The organism is Streptomyces noursei (assembly GCF_001646665.1).
Taxonomy (GTDB): domain Bacteria; phylum Actinomycetota; class Actinomycetes; order Streptomycetales; family Streptomycetaceae; genus Streptomyces; species Streptomyces lavendulocolor.
In genome coordinates this window covers 439179-454513 of the sequence record NZ_LWBU01000279.1, presented here as the reverse complement: position 1 = coordinate 454513, position 15335 = coordinate 439179, and the positions used below count along the sequence as shown (strand labels likewise).

The 15335-nt window shown below is 73.6% G+C and carries 15 protein-coding genes and 1 riboswitch; of the genes, 7 read left to right on the top strand and 8 right to left on the bottom strand.

All coding sequences use genetic code 11. The features are described from left to right. Positions 1 to 126 precede the first annotated feature (126 nt). The 3 genes from A4V12_RS20680 to A4V12_RS39810 all read right to left on the bottom strand — a co-directional run bounded on the left by A4V12_RS20680 (position 127) and on the right by A4V12_RS39810 (position 1300). Positions 127 to 585, bottom strand: coding sequence for an RrF2 family transcriptional regulator (locus A4V12_RS20680; RefSeq protein ID WP_064070816.1), 459 nt, complete (start codon positions 583 to 585; stop codon positions 127 to 129). Positions 586 to 592: 7 nt separating this feature from the next. Then, the gene (locus tag A4V12_RS20675; protein ID WP_064070815.1) at positions 593 to 868 is read right to left on the bottom strand and encodes a hypothetical protein; all 276 of its coding nucleotides are present in this window, start codon (positions 866 to 868) and stop codon (positions 593 to 595) included. 81 nt (positions 869 to 949) lie between these two features. Then, positions 950 to 1300, bottom strand: a complete 351-nt coding sequence (locus A4V12_RS39810) for a MerR family transcriptional regulator (protein WP_064070814.1) — start codon at positions 1298 to 1300, stop codon at positions 950 to 952. 61 nt (positions 1301 to 1361) lie between these two features. On the opposite strand from A4V12_RS39810, the gene A4V12_RS20665 reads away from it, so the two are divergent. Beyond that, positions 1362 to 1928 (top strand): RBBP9/YdeN family alpha/beta hydrolase, encoded by a 567-nt coding sequence (locus A4V12_RS20665; protein ID WP_064070813.1) that lies wholly within the window; start codon positions 1362 to 1364, stop codon positions 1926 to 1928. Positions 1929 to 2016: 88 nt separating this feature from the next. Here the strand turns inward: A4V12_RS20665 and A4V12_RS20660 are convergent, their stop codons facing one another. Then, the gene (locus tag A4V12_RS20660; protein ID WP_064070812.1) at positions 2017 to 2199 is read right to left on the bottom strand and encodes a hypothetical protein; all 183 of its coding nucleotides are present in this window, start codon (positions 2197 to 2199) and stop codon (positions 2017 to 2019) included. Positions 2200 to 2377: 178 nt separating this feature from the next. Between A4V12_RS20660 and A4V12_RS20655 the strand changes: the two genes are divergently transcribed. After that, on the top strand, positions 2378 to 3706 hold the full coding sequence (locus A4V12_RS20655; protein ID WP_064070811.1) for an ROK family transcriptional regulator: 1329 nt from the start codon (positions 2378 to 2380) through the stop codon (positions 3704 to 3706). A gap of 61 nt (positions 3707 to 3767) precedes the next feature. Here the strand turns inward: A4V12_RS20655 and A4V12_RS20650 are convergent, their stop codons facing one another. Further along, entirely contained in the window at positions 3768 to 5966 is a 2199-nt protein-coding gene (locus tag A4V12_RS20650) for a discoidin domain-containing protein (RefSeq protein WP_064070810.1), read from the bottom strand. Positions 5967 to 6161: 195 nt separating this feature from the next. On the opposite strand from A4V12_RS20650, the gene A4V12_RS20645 reads away from it, so the two are divergent. From A4V12_RS20645 to A4V12_RS20625, 5 genes are all read left to right on the top strand, one after another. Continuing rightward, a complete protein-coding gene (locus tag A4V12_RS20645) occupies positions 6162 to 6632 on the top strand; it encodes an MSMEG_6728 family protein (protein WP_064070809.1) in 471 nt (156 codons plus the stop codon). 171 nt (positions 6633 to 6803) lie between these two features. Beyond that, on the top strand, positions 6804 to 7298 hold the full coding sequence (locus A4V12_RS20640) for a DUF2617 family protein (RefSeq protein ID WP_064070808.1): 495 nt from the start codon (positions 6804 to 6806) through the stop codon (positions 7296 to 7298). Beyond that, on the top strand, positions 7295 to 7711 hold the full coding sequence (locus A4V12_RS20635; RefSeq protein WP_064070807.1) for a DUF4247 domain-containing protein: 417 nt from the start codon (positions 7295 to 7297) through the stop codon (positions 7709 to 7711). Before A4V12_RS20640 ends, A4V12_RS20635 begins: the two co-directional genes overlap by 4 nt. 82 nt (positions 7712 to 7793) lie before the next feature. Further along, a complete protein-coding gene (locus tag A4V12_RS20630) occupies positions 7794 to 8231 on the top strand; it encodes a DUF350 domain-containing protein (protein WP_064070806.1) in 438 nt (145 codons plus the stop codon). Between the two features lie 7 nt (positions 8232 to 8238). Then, a complete protein-coding gene (locus A4V12_RS20625; RefSeq protein ID WP_079137189.1) occupies positions 8239 to 9840 on the top strand; it encodes a polyamine aminopropyltransferase in 1602 nt (533 codons plus the stop codon). Between the two features lie 438 nt (positions 9841 to 10278). On the opposite strand, the gene A4V12_RS20620 is transcribed toward A4V12_RS20625, so the two are convergent. From A4V12_RS20620 to A4V12_RS20610, 3 genes are all read right to left on the bottom strand, one after another. Then, on the bottom strand, positions 10279 to 11061 hold the full coding sequence (locus A4V12_RS20620; RefSeq protein WP_064070805.1) for a LysM peptidoglycan-binding domain-containing protein: 783 nt from the start codon (positions 11059 to 11061) through the stop codon (positions 10279 to 10281). 4 nt (positions 11062 to 11065) lie between these two features. Further along, a riboswitch (cyclic di-AMP (ydaO/yuaA leader) is annotated at positions 11066 to 11233 on the bottom strand. A 319-nt stretch (positions 11234 to 11552) separates the two neighbouring features. Further along, positions 11553 to 12164, bottom strand: a complete 612-nt coding sequence (locus A4V12_RS20615) for a cupin domain-containing protein (protein WP_107415468.1) — start codon at positions 12162 to 12164, stop codon at positions 11553 to 11555. A 73-nt stretch (positions 12165 to 12237) separates the two neighbouring features. Further along, positions 12238 to 15030 (bottom strand): SpoIIE family protein phosphatase, encoded by a 2793-nt coding sequence (locus tag A4V12_RS20610; RefSeq protein WP_064070803.1) that lies wholly within the window; start codon positions 15028 to 15030, stop codon positions 12238 to 12240. Positions 15031 to 15335 lie beyond the last annotated feature (305 nt).

Genomic DNA, 15335 nt, shown 5'->3' with positions numbered 1-15335 from the left:
CGACTTCCCTACTGTTTTGGTAGGAATACTTGCCGGGAAGGGGCGACGTCGGCAAGGGGGCGACCACATCGTGGTCAACTCCGTCTCGCCGTACGGGAATCCGCAGCTCAGTGAGGTGCGCCGGTCTCAGGGGTTGGACCAGGCGGCCGGGTCCTCCGTCAGCGCGTGCGCCGACTCCGGCAGCCGGCCGGACGCCACGTCCGCCAGCGAGACGCCCTCCAGGATGCGCCGCACGTTGGCCCGCAGAGCGATCCACAACGGCAGCAGCGGCTCCGCCGGCCCGCTGTACGACAGCTCCGGCGGCCGCACGCCCCGCACGGACACCAGCGGCCCGTCCACCGCGCGCACCACGTCCGCCACGCTGATCCCCGCCGCCGGACGGGCCAGCCGGTAACCGCCGTTGACCCCCCGCTGGCTGACGACCAGCCCGCCGCGCCGCATGTCGTTCAGGATGCCTTCGAGGAACTTGTGCGGGATCTCCTGCGCCTCGGCGATGGCCTCCGCCTTCACCGGCCCGTCCCGCTCCCCGGCAGCCAGCACCAGCGCGGCGCGCACCGCGTAGTCCGCCCTGGCCGAAATCCGCATGCGGGCATTATCCCGCACGGCCGCCGTGCGACGGACCGCGGCGGAGCACGTGGCACCGCTGCCGCGCGTCGGGCGGGCCGAACGCCGGCCCGTTCTCGTCGAGGGCGTTGAACACGGTCACCGGTCCCGGCCCGAGGACGAAGCTCACGTCGACGTTCCCGTCGGCCGCGTCCCCGCCGGCCCACTCCGGCAGGTCGACCCCGGTGAGCGGCAGGCCCCGCAGGGCGAGCAGCCCGGAAAGGGGGTCCGCGCGCCCCTCCCGGCCGAAGCCGGGCCACCGCACCGGGGCGCCGGGATCGATCGTGTTCCGCAGCGCCCCGCGCCCGCACCCGTGCCACCGGCGCGCTCCAGGGCCCTGCGCGCCTCAGGCCCCCGACACGAGCGCGCTCAACCGGCGCCGCTGCTCGCGCAGTTCGGCCTGCCGGGCGTCGAGGCGCCCGGCCACGGCGTCCAGCTCCGCCCGCAGGTCGGGGCACAGCTCCAGGAACGTGCCGTGGTCGCCGGTGCGCGCGCAGTCCAGGTACCGCCGGATCACCGAGGTCCCCAGACCGGCGGCGATCATCGTCCTGATCCGGGCCACCAGGGCGGCGTCGGACGCGGAGTACTCCCGGTACCCGCTGCTGTTGCGAGCCGGGACCAGCAGGCCGCACTCCTCGTAGTGGCGCAACGCCCGTGCGCTCACCCCGGTCAGCTCCGCGAGCTCGCTGATCAGCACCGTCGATCCCTCCTCGTGGACTTGACCTTCACGCCGGTGTGAACCCTTACCGTCCCCTGGCATGACGACGGGAACAACACAGCGACGTGCTTCGATCATCCACGGATACGGGGCGACCCCCGAGGACCACTGGTTCGGCTGGCTCGCCGGACGACTCGACGCGAACGGCATACGGACCACGGTCCCGGCCCTGCCGAACCCCCTGGACCCGGACCCGGGGCAGTGGGCGGACGCCGTGCGCGACGCGGTGGGGATCCCCGACGAGAACACCACCGTCGTCGCGCACAGCCTGGGCTGCCTGACGGTGCTGCGCCATCTGCGCTCGCTCCGCGCCCCCTGGAACCTCGGGACCCTGGTCCTGGTCGCCGGATTCGTCGACCCCCTGCCGGCCCTCCCGGAACTGGACACCTACATCGGGGACGGCTGCGACGTGCGCGGGCAGGGCGACCGCATCGGCCGGCTCACCGTGATCAGGTCCGACGCGGACCCGTACGTCCCGACCGGCCACACCGACCGTCTCGCCCGCCTGCTGGGGGTGCGGGCCGAGGTGGTGCCCGGTGCCGGTCACTTCCTGGCGTCCGACGGCGTCACCTCGCTGCGCCACGCCCTCGACGCCGTCATGCCGTGAGGCAGCCGGGCGCGGCGGCGCGCGGCGACGGCGGGCGCGCGGGCGGCGGTGACCCCGCCCCCGCGCGAGCAGGTCCCGGACGTACGCCTCAGGCGTCGGTCGCGCCGTCCTCGTCGTCGGCGTCCCGGCTCTCGGGGGAACCGGCGTCGCCCGTGCTGTTCGACGGGCCGTCCAGGGTGGCGGCGTGGGCGGCGGGGGGCGCCGGGCTCAGGGCGGCGATGGCCGCTCCGGTGATGAGGGACGCGACGGCCAGCATGCTGCGCTTCTTCATGCCCGGTTCAACTGCGAGCCGCGCCCGACGTCACGACCGCACACCCCTCGAACGCATGTCGCACGCCGAGGTGCCCCGGACCGCCGCACCGGACGTGACCGTCGCCGGACCGGGCTGGAGCCCGGCGCCGGACGAAGCGGAGGTATGTTGCGGTGAGGACTTCCGAAGAGGGGGCTGGGTGACAGTGGGCAATGGCCGGACGGTCCGTGACCTGCGGCGCGAGAACCGCACCGCCGTGCTGCAGTGCCTGTACTTCGACGGGCCGCTGAGCCGCTTCTCGCTGGGCCCCGCCACCGGCCTGAGTTCGGGGTCGATCAGCAACGTGGTGGCGGAGCTGGTCGCGGAGGGCCTGGTCGAGGAGGCCGGCAGCGTGGACTCCGCCGGCGGGCGGCCCCGCACCCTGCTGCGCATCAGCCCCGGCAGCGGCTGCATGATCGGCGTCGACGTCGGCGAGACGCGGGTGCGGATCGAGCTCTTCGACCTCACCCTCACCGAACTGGCCCGCACCGAGCGGCCCCTCGGGGCCGGCGCCACCGGTGCGCACGGGCGCTACGACGTCGATGTCGTCGTGGACCACCTGCGCGACGGCATCGCCGAGGTGCTGGACCGTGCGGACGTCGACCCCGGCCGGCTGCTGGGCGTCGGGGTGGGGGTGCCCGGCATCGTGGCCGGGACGCCGGAGGACGGCGCGGTGGTGCACGGTCAGACCATCGGCTGGGACGCCGTGCCGCTGGAGCGGCTGCTGCGCGCCGTGGTACCGCTGCCCGAGTCGGTGCCGTACTTCATCGACAACGGGGCCAAGACGCTCGGGCAGGCGGAGATGTGGTTCGGCGCCGGGCGCGGTGCGCGCAGTGCCGTGGTGGTGCTGTTCGGTTCGGGTGTCGGCGCGTGCGTGGTCACCGACGACCTGCGGTCCGGGCGGGCGGTGGAGTGGGGGCATCTGACGGTACGGGTGCGGGGGCGCCGCTGCCGGTGCGGCGCGCTCGGCTGCCTGGAGGCGTACGCGGGGGCCGAGGCGCTGCTGGAGCGCTGGGCGGAGGCGGGCGGACGGCCGCCGGCCGGGGCGGACGAGGAGGCGGCGCTGACCGCGATGCTGGCCGCCGCCTACCCGGATGCCGGCGCCGGACCCGGGGCCGAGCCGGATGCCACCGCCCTCGCGGTGCTGGAGGAGACGGCCGAGTACCTCGGCGCCGGGTTCTCCGACCTGATCAACCTCTTCCAGCCCGAACGCATCCTGGTCGGAGGCTGGGCCGGACTCCAGCTCGGCGCCCGGTTCCTCGACTCGGTACGGGACCACGCCATGTCGTACGCCCTCGCCTATCCGGCGGCCCGTGTCCGCATCGAGATGGGGACGCTGGGCCCGGACGCCGTCACCGTCGGCGCGGCCATCCTCCCGCTCGCCGACTTCTTCGCCCGCGGAGGCCGCCGGGCAGGGGCCGGGACGGAGCCCGTCGAGCAGGCCTCGCCGGCCTGGCGGGCGGCGCTGCGGGACCGCGCCGCCCAGTGAACACGGTGGCGCGGGCCCGGCCGCTCGAAAGAGCACCGGACCCGCGCACCGCCGCGGCCGTCTACGGGAAGGACACGACGGTGGAGGGGACGGTCGAGGTGCCGGCGGGCACCGTCGACGCCCCGGTCTCGTTGATGACGTGGTTGTAGTGGCCCATGCCGCCGAGGGACACCACCAGGAGGCTGTGGAACTTCACCCCGGGCTTGACCGGGGTCTTGAAGCCGTGGTCCTGGCGGATGCCCGGGTCCACGTTGTAGTTGCAGTAGCTGCCCAGGCCCCAGGCCTCGTGGGTGTTCACGGAGTCGTCCACCCGGTAGGCGGCGTAGCCCTTGGTGGTGCCGTTCTGGATGGCTGCCTGGTCGGGCGCGTCGTAGGCCTTCTCGTTCTGGTAGAAGATCGTCCGGCCCCGCTCGCCGTACCACTCGACGTCGTACTTGTTGAAGTGCTCGACGAACAGGCCGGTGGCCAGGACGTCGTCGCCGTTGACGCGGACGCCGTAGTCGGCGCGGTTGGTCTCCCAGCCCACGCCGTCACCGTGGTCGGCGCGCCAGACCCAGGTGTGGTCGATGATCGTGTCGTCGCTGTTGACCACCATGCTGGTGGTGGCCTTTCCGGGGCCGGCGCCACCGATACGGATGTAGACGTCCTGGACGGTGGTGGGGTTGGCGGCGTGGTCGGCCGCGGCACCCTGCGGGCCGATCTCCAGCAGCGTGGGGGAGTTGACCGCGCCGGCGTCGATGAGGAAGCCGGCGAGCCGTACGCCGCCGACGTCGGCGACCCGCATCGCGGTCACCCCGTTGTCGGGAATGATCGTGGCGAGGCCGAGGCCGAGCACGATGGTGTTCGCGCGGTTCACGTCGATGGTCCGGTCGACGTGGTAGACGCCGGGCGTGAACAGCAGGTGCAGGCCCTGGGCCAGCGCCCGGTTGATCGTGGCGGCGGTGGCGCCCGGCTTGACGACGTAGAACCGGCTGAGCGGGATCGACTCGCCCTGCGGGGTGCCGTTGGCCCAGGTGGTGCCGCGGGCGTTGGTCCGCTTCGCGGGCGCGAAGACCTTGTACTCGTTGCCGTCGAGGTAGAGGAAGGGCTTCTCGCGGGAGATCGGGGTGGTGGCCAGCGTGGTGTAGCGGGGCTCCGGGAAGCCGGTGGCCGGGGCGCCCTCGACGCCGGAGAACACCTGGTTCCACACCGAGTTGGACCAGCCGCCGATGGCGCTGTCCCGCGTGTACCACTGCTGCTGCGAGTAGTTGCCGATCTGGCCGTCCACCTTGCTGTCGGCGATGTACCCGCCGCTGGCCCAGCCGTAGCCGTCGGGGGCGAGGTTGAGGCCGCCCTTGACGTGCATGCGACGGAACGACGCGGCCTGCGAGACCGCCCACCGGTTGGTGCCGCTGACCGGGTTGAGGGTCAGGCCCTCGGCGCCGCGCCAGAAATTCTGGGTGGCGTTGCCGTTGAACCAGCCCGCGTCGACCGTCACGTCGCCGTTGATGGTGGTGTCGCCCGGGCGCAGGCCCAGGCCGGCGATCTGGGTGTAGAACCCGATCTGCGCGTTGAGGTTGTGGTACGTGCCGGGCTTGAAGAGGAAGGCGTGCCGGCCGCTGCCGAACTGCGCCGACTCCTGCTGCCGGAACACCTCGTCGAGCTTCGCCTGGATGCCGGGCGTGGCCGGGTCGAAGACGTGGACGTTCGGCCCGAGGTCACCGCCGCCGGGCAGCACGGGACCGCCGTCGCCGTTCCCGTACACCCGGAACTCCCAGAGCGAGTAGCCGTACCCGGTCGCCCGGGTCACGCCGTGCATCCGGACGTAGCGGGCGGTGCCGGTGACCGGGACGGTCTCGGTGCCACCGGCGCCGGTGGTCGTGGAGTGGGCCGTCGACCAGTTCGTGCCGTCGGTGGAGAGCTCGATGCGGTACGCCTTCGCGTACGCCGCCTCCCAGCGAAGGACGACCTGGCTCACGGCGGCCGGGCCGCCCAGGTCCACCTGGAGCCACTGGGGGTCGGAGAAGCCGCTGGACCAGCGGGTGCCCGCATTACCGTCGACGGCCGCGGCCGCCGGGGTGCCGCCGTTCTCCTGGCTGGACGCGGTGGCCGGGCGGCCCTGTGACAGCAGCACCGGCGCGGCCTCGGCGGCGGGGGCCGGCACGAGCGCGAGCAGTGCGGCGACGAGTGCGGTGACCAGCGCGCCCGTCACACCCCGGCGGAGGGTGAGGGGTGGTCGGCGCGCGGGTGGTGGGGCGACGGGTACGGCGGCTGCGGGCATGGTGGGGCTCCTCGGGGATGGTGGGGGTGATCGCGTGGGGAGAGCGCTCTCGCGGTGACTGATGCTGGCGGCCCCTCACCACGCCGGTCAATATCCGTGCACGTCTTTTCTTTTGGCTTTCATTAAGTGGAGATTCACCCCGGCGGGGCCGGGCCCGGCATGCGGAGGCGGGGCCGGGACGGTAGACACAGGGATGTGCAGACCTTCCTGCCGTTCCCCCGGTTCTCGTCGTGCGCGGAGGTGCTCGACCCGCGCCGCCTGGGCAAACAGCGGGTCGAGGCGCTCCAGGTGCTCCGCGGCCTGACCGTGCCCGGCTACGGCTGGCGGCGGCACCCGGCCGTCCGTATGTGGGTCGGCTACGAGGAGGCCCTGGTCCGCTACGGGCTCGACATCTGCGGCGCGTGGACCGCCTTGGGCCACCGAGACACCTGCGCGGTCACCCTCCTCGCCGACTTCCAGGCCGTCCGGCCCGGCGCACCGGTCCGCCGCCAGGACGAGCTGGCCGAGGCGGGGGAGGTGCCGCCCTGGCTCGGCGACCCCGACTTCCACCGGAGCCACCAGTCGGCCCTGCTGCGCAAGGACCCCGACTTCTACGCGGTCCGCTTCACCGGCGTCCCCGACGACCTGCCGTACGTGTGGCCGGGCTCCGACCGGGAAGCGGCCTGACGCTCTCCGCCGGCCTGACGCGCTGCCCGGCCCGGCACCCTCCCCGAGGGGCGATTTCCGGCTGTGCCATACTCGGCCGCGCTCCAAGCACTACGCAGTCGGGGGAACATCGTTGAGATTCACGCCTGCCGTCCTCGCCACGGCACGGGGCAGAGGTCCGGGCGGCGCCGGATGAGCGGCATAGCACTGACGGCCCCGTACCTGGACACGGACGCCGATCAGCTGTCGTTCGTCCTGGGACGCCCCGCCCGCGAGGCGCTCGCCGTGCGTGACCTGACCGTCGGCGGACTCGACGTACAGCTCCGGCTGCTCGGTGCCTCGCACCAGGTGTTCGCCGGACCGGTCCGGGAGACCGTCGCCTGCCTGCCCGGCGTCGAGGGCGGCCTGCCGGACGCGGCGGCACAGGACTTCGACGACTGGCACTACGCCTTCACCGCCCGCGTCGCACGTCTCGGCCCGGCGGAGTTCAGCGCCCGGGTGGCCCGGATCCGGGGCCGCTGCGAGGACCATCCCCGCGCGCTGCACGGGGTCTTCCCCGGCTCGCCGGAGGCGGTCACCGCGCTGACCGTCGAGCCGGAGAGCGCCGGGCTGAGCTGGCGCACCTGGCACACCTACCCGCAGAGCCGCCGGATCGTGGCGACGCACACCCGGCTGGAGGCCCGATGAAGACCGCTCGACGCATCAGCGTGATGCTCCTCGCCACACTGGCCCTCGCCGCCTGCTCCAGCGAACCGGACGACGACGATGACGGCAACCACGTACCGTCCGGCTGGATCCGCGGCCAGTACTCCTCCAGCGGCGCGGACTACGTCGACAGGACCGACGCGACGTCCAAGGTCGCGGGCGAGATCGACGGCAACACCCCGGCCGTCGCCCGCCTTACCGACGGCGGCAAGGAGTTCCTCCGCTACCGGGACGACATCGTCGCGATCAGCCCGCACACCAGCGGCACCGGCAGCCTGATCGAGATCGCCGACTACCGCACCGGCTACCACCGCTGGCGCACCCACCTCGGCTCCTCGTGGCCGGACCCCGACAGCGCCGCGTTCCGCGGCGGGGGTCCCGGCTCCGGCAAGTGACGTGCCGTACCCGTACGCCTGATCCACCCTTCCGTTCCCGTCTTCCCCCGCACCCCTCGACGACGTCCCCGAAAGGCACACCGTGGCAGAGATCTTCGAGTCGGCAGGCATCGCCCTGCTCTACGGCATGGTCGGCTTCGTCGTGATGGCGGTCGGCTTCATCGCGCTCGACCTCGTCACCCCCGGCAAGCTCGTCCACGTCGTGTGGACCGAGCGCAACCGGGGCGCCGCCGTCCTCCTCGCCGGTCAGACGATCGCCATCGGCCTCGTCATCGAGCAGTCCATCCGGGCCAGCGAATCGGAACTGGGCCTGTCGCAGGGTCTGTTCAGCACCCTGCTGTACGGTCTCGCCGGCGTCGTCGTGATGACGCTGATCTCCGTCGTCGTCGGGCTGCTGACCCCCGGCCGCCTGGGCCACGCCGTCCTCGACGACAACGGGACCAGCCCCCACCCCGCCGCCTGGGTCCAGGCCGCCATGTACCTCGGCACGGCCTTCATGGTCGGCGCCGCCGTTTCCTGACCCCGGGATGAGCACCACCGTCCTGGACCGTGACGCCCCGGCCGCCGGCCCGCGACCGCCGAGGTCGTACGCCCGCGGCACGCGCTTCCTGCTGCTGCTCGCCGTGTTCGTCTGCGCGGCCTGCGGTCTGGTCTACGAACTGGCGCTGACGGCGCTGGGCAGTTACCTCATCGGCAACTCCGTGATGCAGACCTCCGTGGTCATCTCCGTCATGGTCTTCGCCATGGGCATCGGTTCCCTGGCCGCCAAGCCGCTGCAACGCCGCGCGGTCGGGGCCTTCGCCCTCGTCGAGATCCTGCTCGCGCTCGTCGGCGGCCTGTCGGTGCTCATCCTGTACGTCGCCTTCGCCTGGCTGCGGCTCTACATGCCGGCCATGGTGGTCGTCTCCTTCGTCGTCGGCCTCCTGGTGGGGGCCGAGATACCGCTGCTGATGACGCTGCTCCAGCGGATCCGGCGGCAGGAGGCCGGCAGCGCCGTCGCCGACATGTTCGCCGCGGACTACGTCGGGGCGCTGGTGGGCGGCCTCTGCTTCCCGCTGCTGCTCCTGCCCGCGTTCGGCCAGCTCAAGGGCGCGCTGGTGGTGGGCGCGGTCAACGCGGTGGCCGGGGTCGTGGTCGTCCTGTGGATCTTCCGCCGGGAGACCCGGCCGTTCGTGCGGAACGGGTTGCTGGCCGGTGGGGCCGGTGTCCTCGCGCTGCTGGCCACGGTCTGGGTCCTGGCCGACGACATCGAGGTCACGGCCCGCCAGCAGCTCTACCGCGACCCCATCGTCCACGCCGAGACCACGCCCTACCAGGACATCGTGGTCACCCGCTCCACCGCCTTCACCGGCGAACCGGACACCCGGCTCTTCCTCAACGGCGACCTGCAGTTCTCCTCCGTGGACGAGTACCGCTACCACGAAGCGCTCGTCCACCCGGCGCTGGCGGGGAAGCGCTCCTCCGTGCTGATCCTGGGCGGCGGCGACGCGCTCGCCCTGCGCGAGGTCCTGCGCTACGACGACGTCGACAGCGTGACCCTGGTCGACCTCGACCCGGCGATGACCCGCCTGGCCCGGACCTTCCCGCCGCTGCTCGACCTGAACGACCGCGCGCTGTCCGACCCCCGGGTGACGGTCGTCCACGCGGACGCCTTCACCTGGCTGCGCGACGCCGGCCGGCGCTACGACGCGGTGCTCATCGACTTCCCCGACCCCGACACCGCCGCCCTGGCCAAGCTGTACAGCGTGGAGTTCTACCACCTGCTCGGCCGCGTCCTGGGTCCCGAGAGCCGTGTCATGGTGCAGGGCGGGTCACCGTTCTTCGCGCCCAAGTCGTACTGGTCCATCGCCGCCACCATCGGCGAGGCCGGGTACGCCACCACCCCGTACCAGGTCGACGTCCCGAGCTTCGGCAACTGGGGCTTCGTCCTCGCCGTCCCCGGCGCCGACGGCCCCCCGCCGCCGCTGCGCCTGGCGGCCGACGTGCCGGCCCTGCGCTTCCTCGACGACGACGTCCTCGCGGCGGCCACGGTCTTCCCCGTGGACCGGCGCCCCCGGGACGTACGGGCCAGCACCCTGATGGACCCGGCCGTGCTGGAGTACACCCGCCACGAGTGGCAGAACTACTGAGCGTGCGCGGAGGCCCGCCGGGACGGAACGGCGGAAGGCCCGTGTTCTTCCCGCCGGGTCGCTGCCGGGAGCCGCGGGGCCGGCGGAGCGCCGGTGCGGCGGGGCGGCGGGATCATGCGCGCCCGGGGCGCTGGCAGGTCGGGCACGGTGCGTCGTGACCGTGGATGTCGATCACGGTGCCCCATTCGCCGCAGTCGTGGCAGTTGCGGGCGGAGGCGGTGTTGATACGGAATGCGGGGGTGGGAGTAGTCGGATCGGCTTCGTGGGCCATGCGGGGAAACTCCTCGTAATGCGCGGTATGGCAATTATTGTCATACCTTGCATGGTTATGCAACGGCTTTCGGCCGGTTCGCACGGCACACGGCGGCGGGGCCGGCCGCTGGTGTGCGGCCGGCCCCGGCGTTCCGTCCCCCGGCGTCCCGCGGGGGCCGGTGCGGACTAGTACGGGCCGTTGACGTTGTCGATGGAGCCGTACCGGTCGGCCGCGTAGTTGCAGGCGGCGGTGATGTTGGCGACCGGGTCGTACGGGTCCGTCGCCGTGCCGGGCACGTGGTACGCCTCGAAGGTCGGCGCGATGACCTGGAGGAGGCCCTTCGACGGGGTGCCGTTCACCGCGTTGATGTCCCAGTTGTTGATGGCGAACGGGTTGCCCGAGGACTCGCGCATGATGTTGCGGTGGATGCCCTCGTAGGTGCCGGGGATCCCGTGCTTGGCCATGACGTCCAGCGCCTCGCGGATCCAGCCGTCGAGGTTGTCCGGGTACGTCGTGGCCTTGGCGACGGCCGGCACGGCCTTCCGCTCGGCGGAACGGTCGGCCCGCTCGGGTGCCGCGGCCCGCTGGGCCGTCGCCTTGGCACCGATCGTCAGCTTCAGGCCGGGACGGATCAGCGAGGGGTCGGATCCGACGGCCTCCCGGTTGTCCTCGTACAGCTTCTTCCAGCCGCCGCTCACCCCCTGGTCCCGCGCGATCCCCGAGAGGGAGTCGCCCGAAACGACGGTGTACGTGACCGGACCGGCCTTCGCGGCGAGGGCCGCGCTCGGCGCGGCGGCGGCCGCGGCGGCGACGGAGTGCGCGGTGGCGGGGACCGCGCTCGGGGCGGCCTCCGCGGCGGTGGCGCCGATCATGGGCAGCGCGAGCGCGGCTCCGCCCGTGCCCGCGGCGACGAAGCGGCGGGTGAGCGGGCTGCTCTTGGGACGACGGTGCTTACCCTTTGCGGGCATGGCGAATTCCTCTCCGTCGCCTGCGAGGTGAGCTGTCGGGTTCGGACGGGAGATGTCCGGCCGCGGCCGAGGCCGCGACTTCACCCCTAGCCGGTCCGGTGGTCGTCCGGGCCGGCGGCTTACCTGGGTCCCCCGCTCCTGCCGTACGTACGTGAGTGGGTGGGGTCACCGGACGGCGGCAGGATTCGGCGGTCCATCCGGATTGAGGGGACCGTAAGCGAGAGGGGCCGGAAGGAACAAGGCTCGATTCGCACCCGCCAATCCCCGGCCGCCGGGTGGCGGATCGTCAACTCCGCTGTGTGCCAGCGGGGAAAAGGGCTGTTCGGCGGAGCGGCGCCGGCACCGTCCGGTGATTCTTCTCACGCACCTCGAACCGGCGGCGCAAGTCCCCTATGTGCACCTGAACATGGGTGGTCGGGGCGATAAGCGCGTAACCCCCATGGGTGGCTAAAACCGGACGTTAGGGGCGCGCCGGTCGAGGGGCCGGACGCTCACCGCTCCGGCGCGGCACGGTCGGGGCGCCGGCGGGACCGGGCCCGGACGTGCACCCGCTCGCCCTGGCGCCCGAAGAGGGAGAGGATCTCGACCGGGCCGTCCCCGGTGCTGCCGAACCAGTGCGGCAGCCGGGTGTCGAACTCGGCCGCCTCGCCCGCCGCCAGCACCAGGTCGTGATCGCCCAGCACCAGCCGCAGCCGGCCGGACAGCACGTACAGCCACTCGTGACCCTCGTGCGCGCAGGGCCGGGGGGTGTCCCGGTCGCGCGGCAGGACCATCTTGTACGCGGCCTGCGGCCCGGGCCGGCGGGTCAGCGGCACCACGGTGTTGCCGTGCACGGTCCTGGGCCTGAGCCGTACCCGGGGGTCGCCCACCTCGGGCGCCCCCACCAGCTCGTCCAGCGGGATGCCGTGGGCCTGGGCGAGGGGAAGCAGCAGGGCGAGACCGGGACGGCGGCGGCCGGACTCGAGCCGGGACAGGGTGCTGGTGGAGATGCCGGTGGCGGCGGCGAGCGCCGCCAGGGTGACGCCGCGCCCCTCGCGGATGCGCCGCAGGCGGGGACCGACTCCGTCGAGGGTCCTGGCGATGGCTTCCGAAGGCGTGTCCATGCCGTCCATCGCAGCTGCCGGGCTCCGCGCCCGGCAAGGAAAGTTGCCGGAACGGCAAACCCGCGCACCGCCGTCACCAGGACACGTCGTCCAGCAGCAGCTCCACCGGCTGCCGGGGCCCCGCCCCCGGGGACTGCTCCGTCCACATCACCTTCCCGGTCGGGGTGTACCGGGTGCCCCACCGCTCCGCGAACTGCGACACCAGGAACAGTCCGCGGCCGCCCTCGTCGGTGGTGGCCGCCCGCCGCAGGTGCGGGGAGGTGCTGCTGCCGTCCGACACCTCGCAGACCAGGCAGCGCTCGTACAGCATCCGCACGTGGATCGGCTCGGACCCGTGGCGGATGGCGTTGGTGATCAGCTCGCTGAGCATCAGCTCGGTGCTGAACCCGATCTCGTCGAGCCCCCACCGCTCCAGCTGGCGCCCGCACGCCGCCCGGACCCGGGCCACCGCCGCGGGGTCGGCGGGCACGTCCCAGTCGGCCACGAGGGACCGGTCCAGCATGTTCGTCCGCGCCACCAGGAGCGCGATGTCGTCCCGCCGGTGCGGTGGCAGCATCGCGCTGAACACGGCCTGGCAGGTCTCCTCCGGGGTGCGGTCCGGGTGCCCCGCCAGCGTCTCGTGCAGCACCCGGAGCCCGGTGTCCACGTCACGGTCGCGGTGCTCGATCAGCCCGTCGGTGTAGAGGACCAGCTGAGTGCCCTCCGGCAGCTGCAGCTCGGCCGTCTCGAACGGCAGGTTGCCCAGGCCCAGCGGCGGGAAGACCGGCACCTCGGGGCAGTCCACCCTGCCGTCCGGCAGCAGCAGGGCGGGCGCGAAGTGCCCGGCGGTCGCCACGCTGCACCGCCCGGACGCCGGGTCGTAGATGGCGTACAGGCAGGTGGCGCCGGTGATCCCCTCGCCGTCGTCGCCCTCCGCCTCCTCCTGGTCGATGCGGGTGACCAGCTCGTCCAGGTGGCCCAGCAGCTCGTCGGGCGGCAGGTCCAGCGCGGAGAAGTTGTGCACCGCCGTCCGCAGTCGCCCCATCGTCGCCGCGGCGTGCAGCCCGTGCCCCACCACGTCGCCCACCACGAGGGCGACCCGCGCCCCGGGCAGCGGGATGACGTCGAACCAGTCCCCGCCCACCCCCGCCTGCGCCGGCAGATAGCGGTACGCGATGTCCAGCGCCCCCTGCTCCGGCAGGACCCGCGGCAGCAGGCTCCGCTGGAGGGTGACGGCCATGGCGTGCTCGCGGGTGAAGCGGCGCGCGTTGTCGATGGCCACCGCCGCCCGGGCGGCCACCTCCTCCGCGAAGGCGAGGTCCTCCTCCTCGAACCGCTCGGCCCGCTCCGAGCGCCAGAAGTTGGCCATGCCCAGCACCACCCCGCGCGCCTGCAACGGCACCGTGACCAGCGAGTGGATGCCGTACGCCAGGGCCTCGTCGGCACCCGGCGGGTCCTGCGCCCGCCACCCGTGGGCGACGTTCAGGTCCGCCTCCAGCACCGCGTGCCCGCCGGCCAGGGCCGCCGCCATCGGCGTCGTGGGGACGGCGAACCGGATCAGGTCGCCCACCGGCTGGAGCGGGTGGTCCTGACGGATGCCGCTCACCGCCGTGCGCCGCATCTCGGTGTGCGTGCCCGTCGGCTCCTCGCCGCGCAGCACGGGGTCGAGCAGCTCCACCGTGACGAAGTCCGCGAACCCGGGGACCGTCACCTCCGACAGCTCCTCCGCGGTCCGCACCACGTCCAGCGACGTCCCGATCCGCACGCCCGCCTCGTACAGCAGCTTCAGCCGCTCCCGGGCCACCTCCGCCATCCCGGACACCGCGCGCAGCTCGGTGGTGTCGCGCAGCGTGGCGACCGTGCCGGACCCTCCGCCGTACGGGGCGGTGGGCCGGGTGTTGACGGCCAGCAGACGTTCCCCGGCCAGGTGCACCTCGTCGGTCACCGTACGGCCCGAGGCGAGCAGCTCGGCGGTGCCCTCGTCCAGGCCGAGGTCGGTGACCGGGCGCCCCTCCGCGTCCGGCGGCAGCTCCAGCAGCCTGCGGGCCTCGTCGTTGGCGAGCGTCAGCCGCCCGTCGTCCCCGATGATGAGCACCCCTTCGCGCGTCGCGTGCAGAACGGCGTCGTGGTGTTCGTACATCCGGGTCATCTCGGTGGGGCCGAGGCCGTGGGTCTGGCGGCGCAGCCGTCGGCTCACCAGCGCCGAGCTGCCCACCGCCAGCGCGAGCGCGGCGGCCGCCGCCCCGAGGAGCACCGGCAGGTGACGGTCGAACGCGTCCCCGACGTTGTCGATGCTGACCCCGGCGCTCACCAGGCCCACCACCGTGCCGTCCGCGTCCTGGACCGGGACGACGGCGCGGGCGGCGTCGTTCGGGGCACCCTCGAAGATCTCCGTGAACCCGCTCCCCGTCGCGGCCCGCTCCACGCCCTGGGCGCGCCTGCCGATCAGCGACGACTCGTTGTCGGCCACGCGGACCCCGTCGGGGGTCATCACCGCGATGAAGTCCAGCCCCGAGCCGTCCCGGGCCTTGAGGACCGACGGCTGGAGCGCGGCGGTGGGGTCGGGGGCCTTCAGCGCCAGCACGGTGCCCGGTGCGTCGGCGAAGGACTCGGCGGCGGCGAGGGAGCGGTTCTGCGCGTCCTTCTCGCTGTCGTACCGCGCCTGGAGCGCCAGTCCCGTCACGGCCACGGTGATCAGCAGCACCGCGACCAGGACCTGGAGCAGCAGCACCTGGCCGGCGACCGTGCGCACGCCCAGCAGGGACCGCACTCCGCGCCGCGCCGGCCGCCGCGCCCTCGGGTGCCGGGGCCGCTCAGGAGCGCTCGGGACGCGTCCCGGGGCCGGGCGGCCCGACGCTCGCCTGGTCCGTCCGAGACGTCCGCTCATGCCCCATTTCTAACATCGCACCGTCTCCCGGAGCGACCCGCGCCGACCGCACCGGTGACCGGCCGGACGCGCCACGCCGCGGGCGCCGGGGCCGGGGCGGGCCGGGGCGGGCGCCGGAGCTCCGGGGCGGTCGCCCGCGCGCGGCGCGTCCGGGAGGCCGCGCACAGCCGGGCCGGCCCAGCTCCCCGGCGCCCCGGCGCGGGCGCGGGCCGCCGTGCCGGAGGGCCGCTCGCCGCGCCGCGAGACGCCGCCGGGTGCGGGGAGCCACCCGGGGCGCGGCCCGCGCCCGCCGCTGACGCGGCACC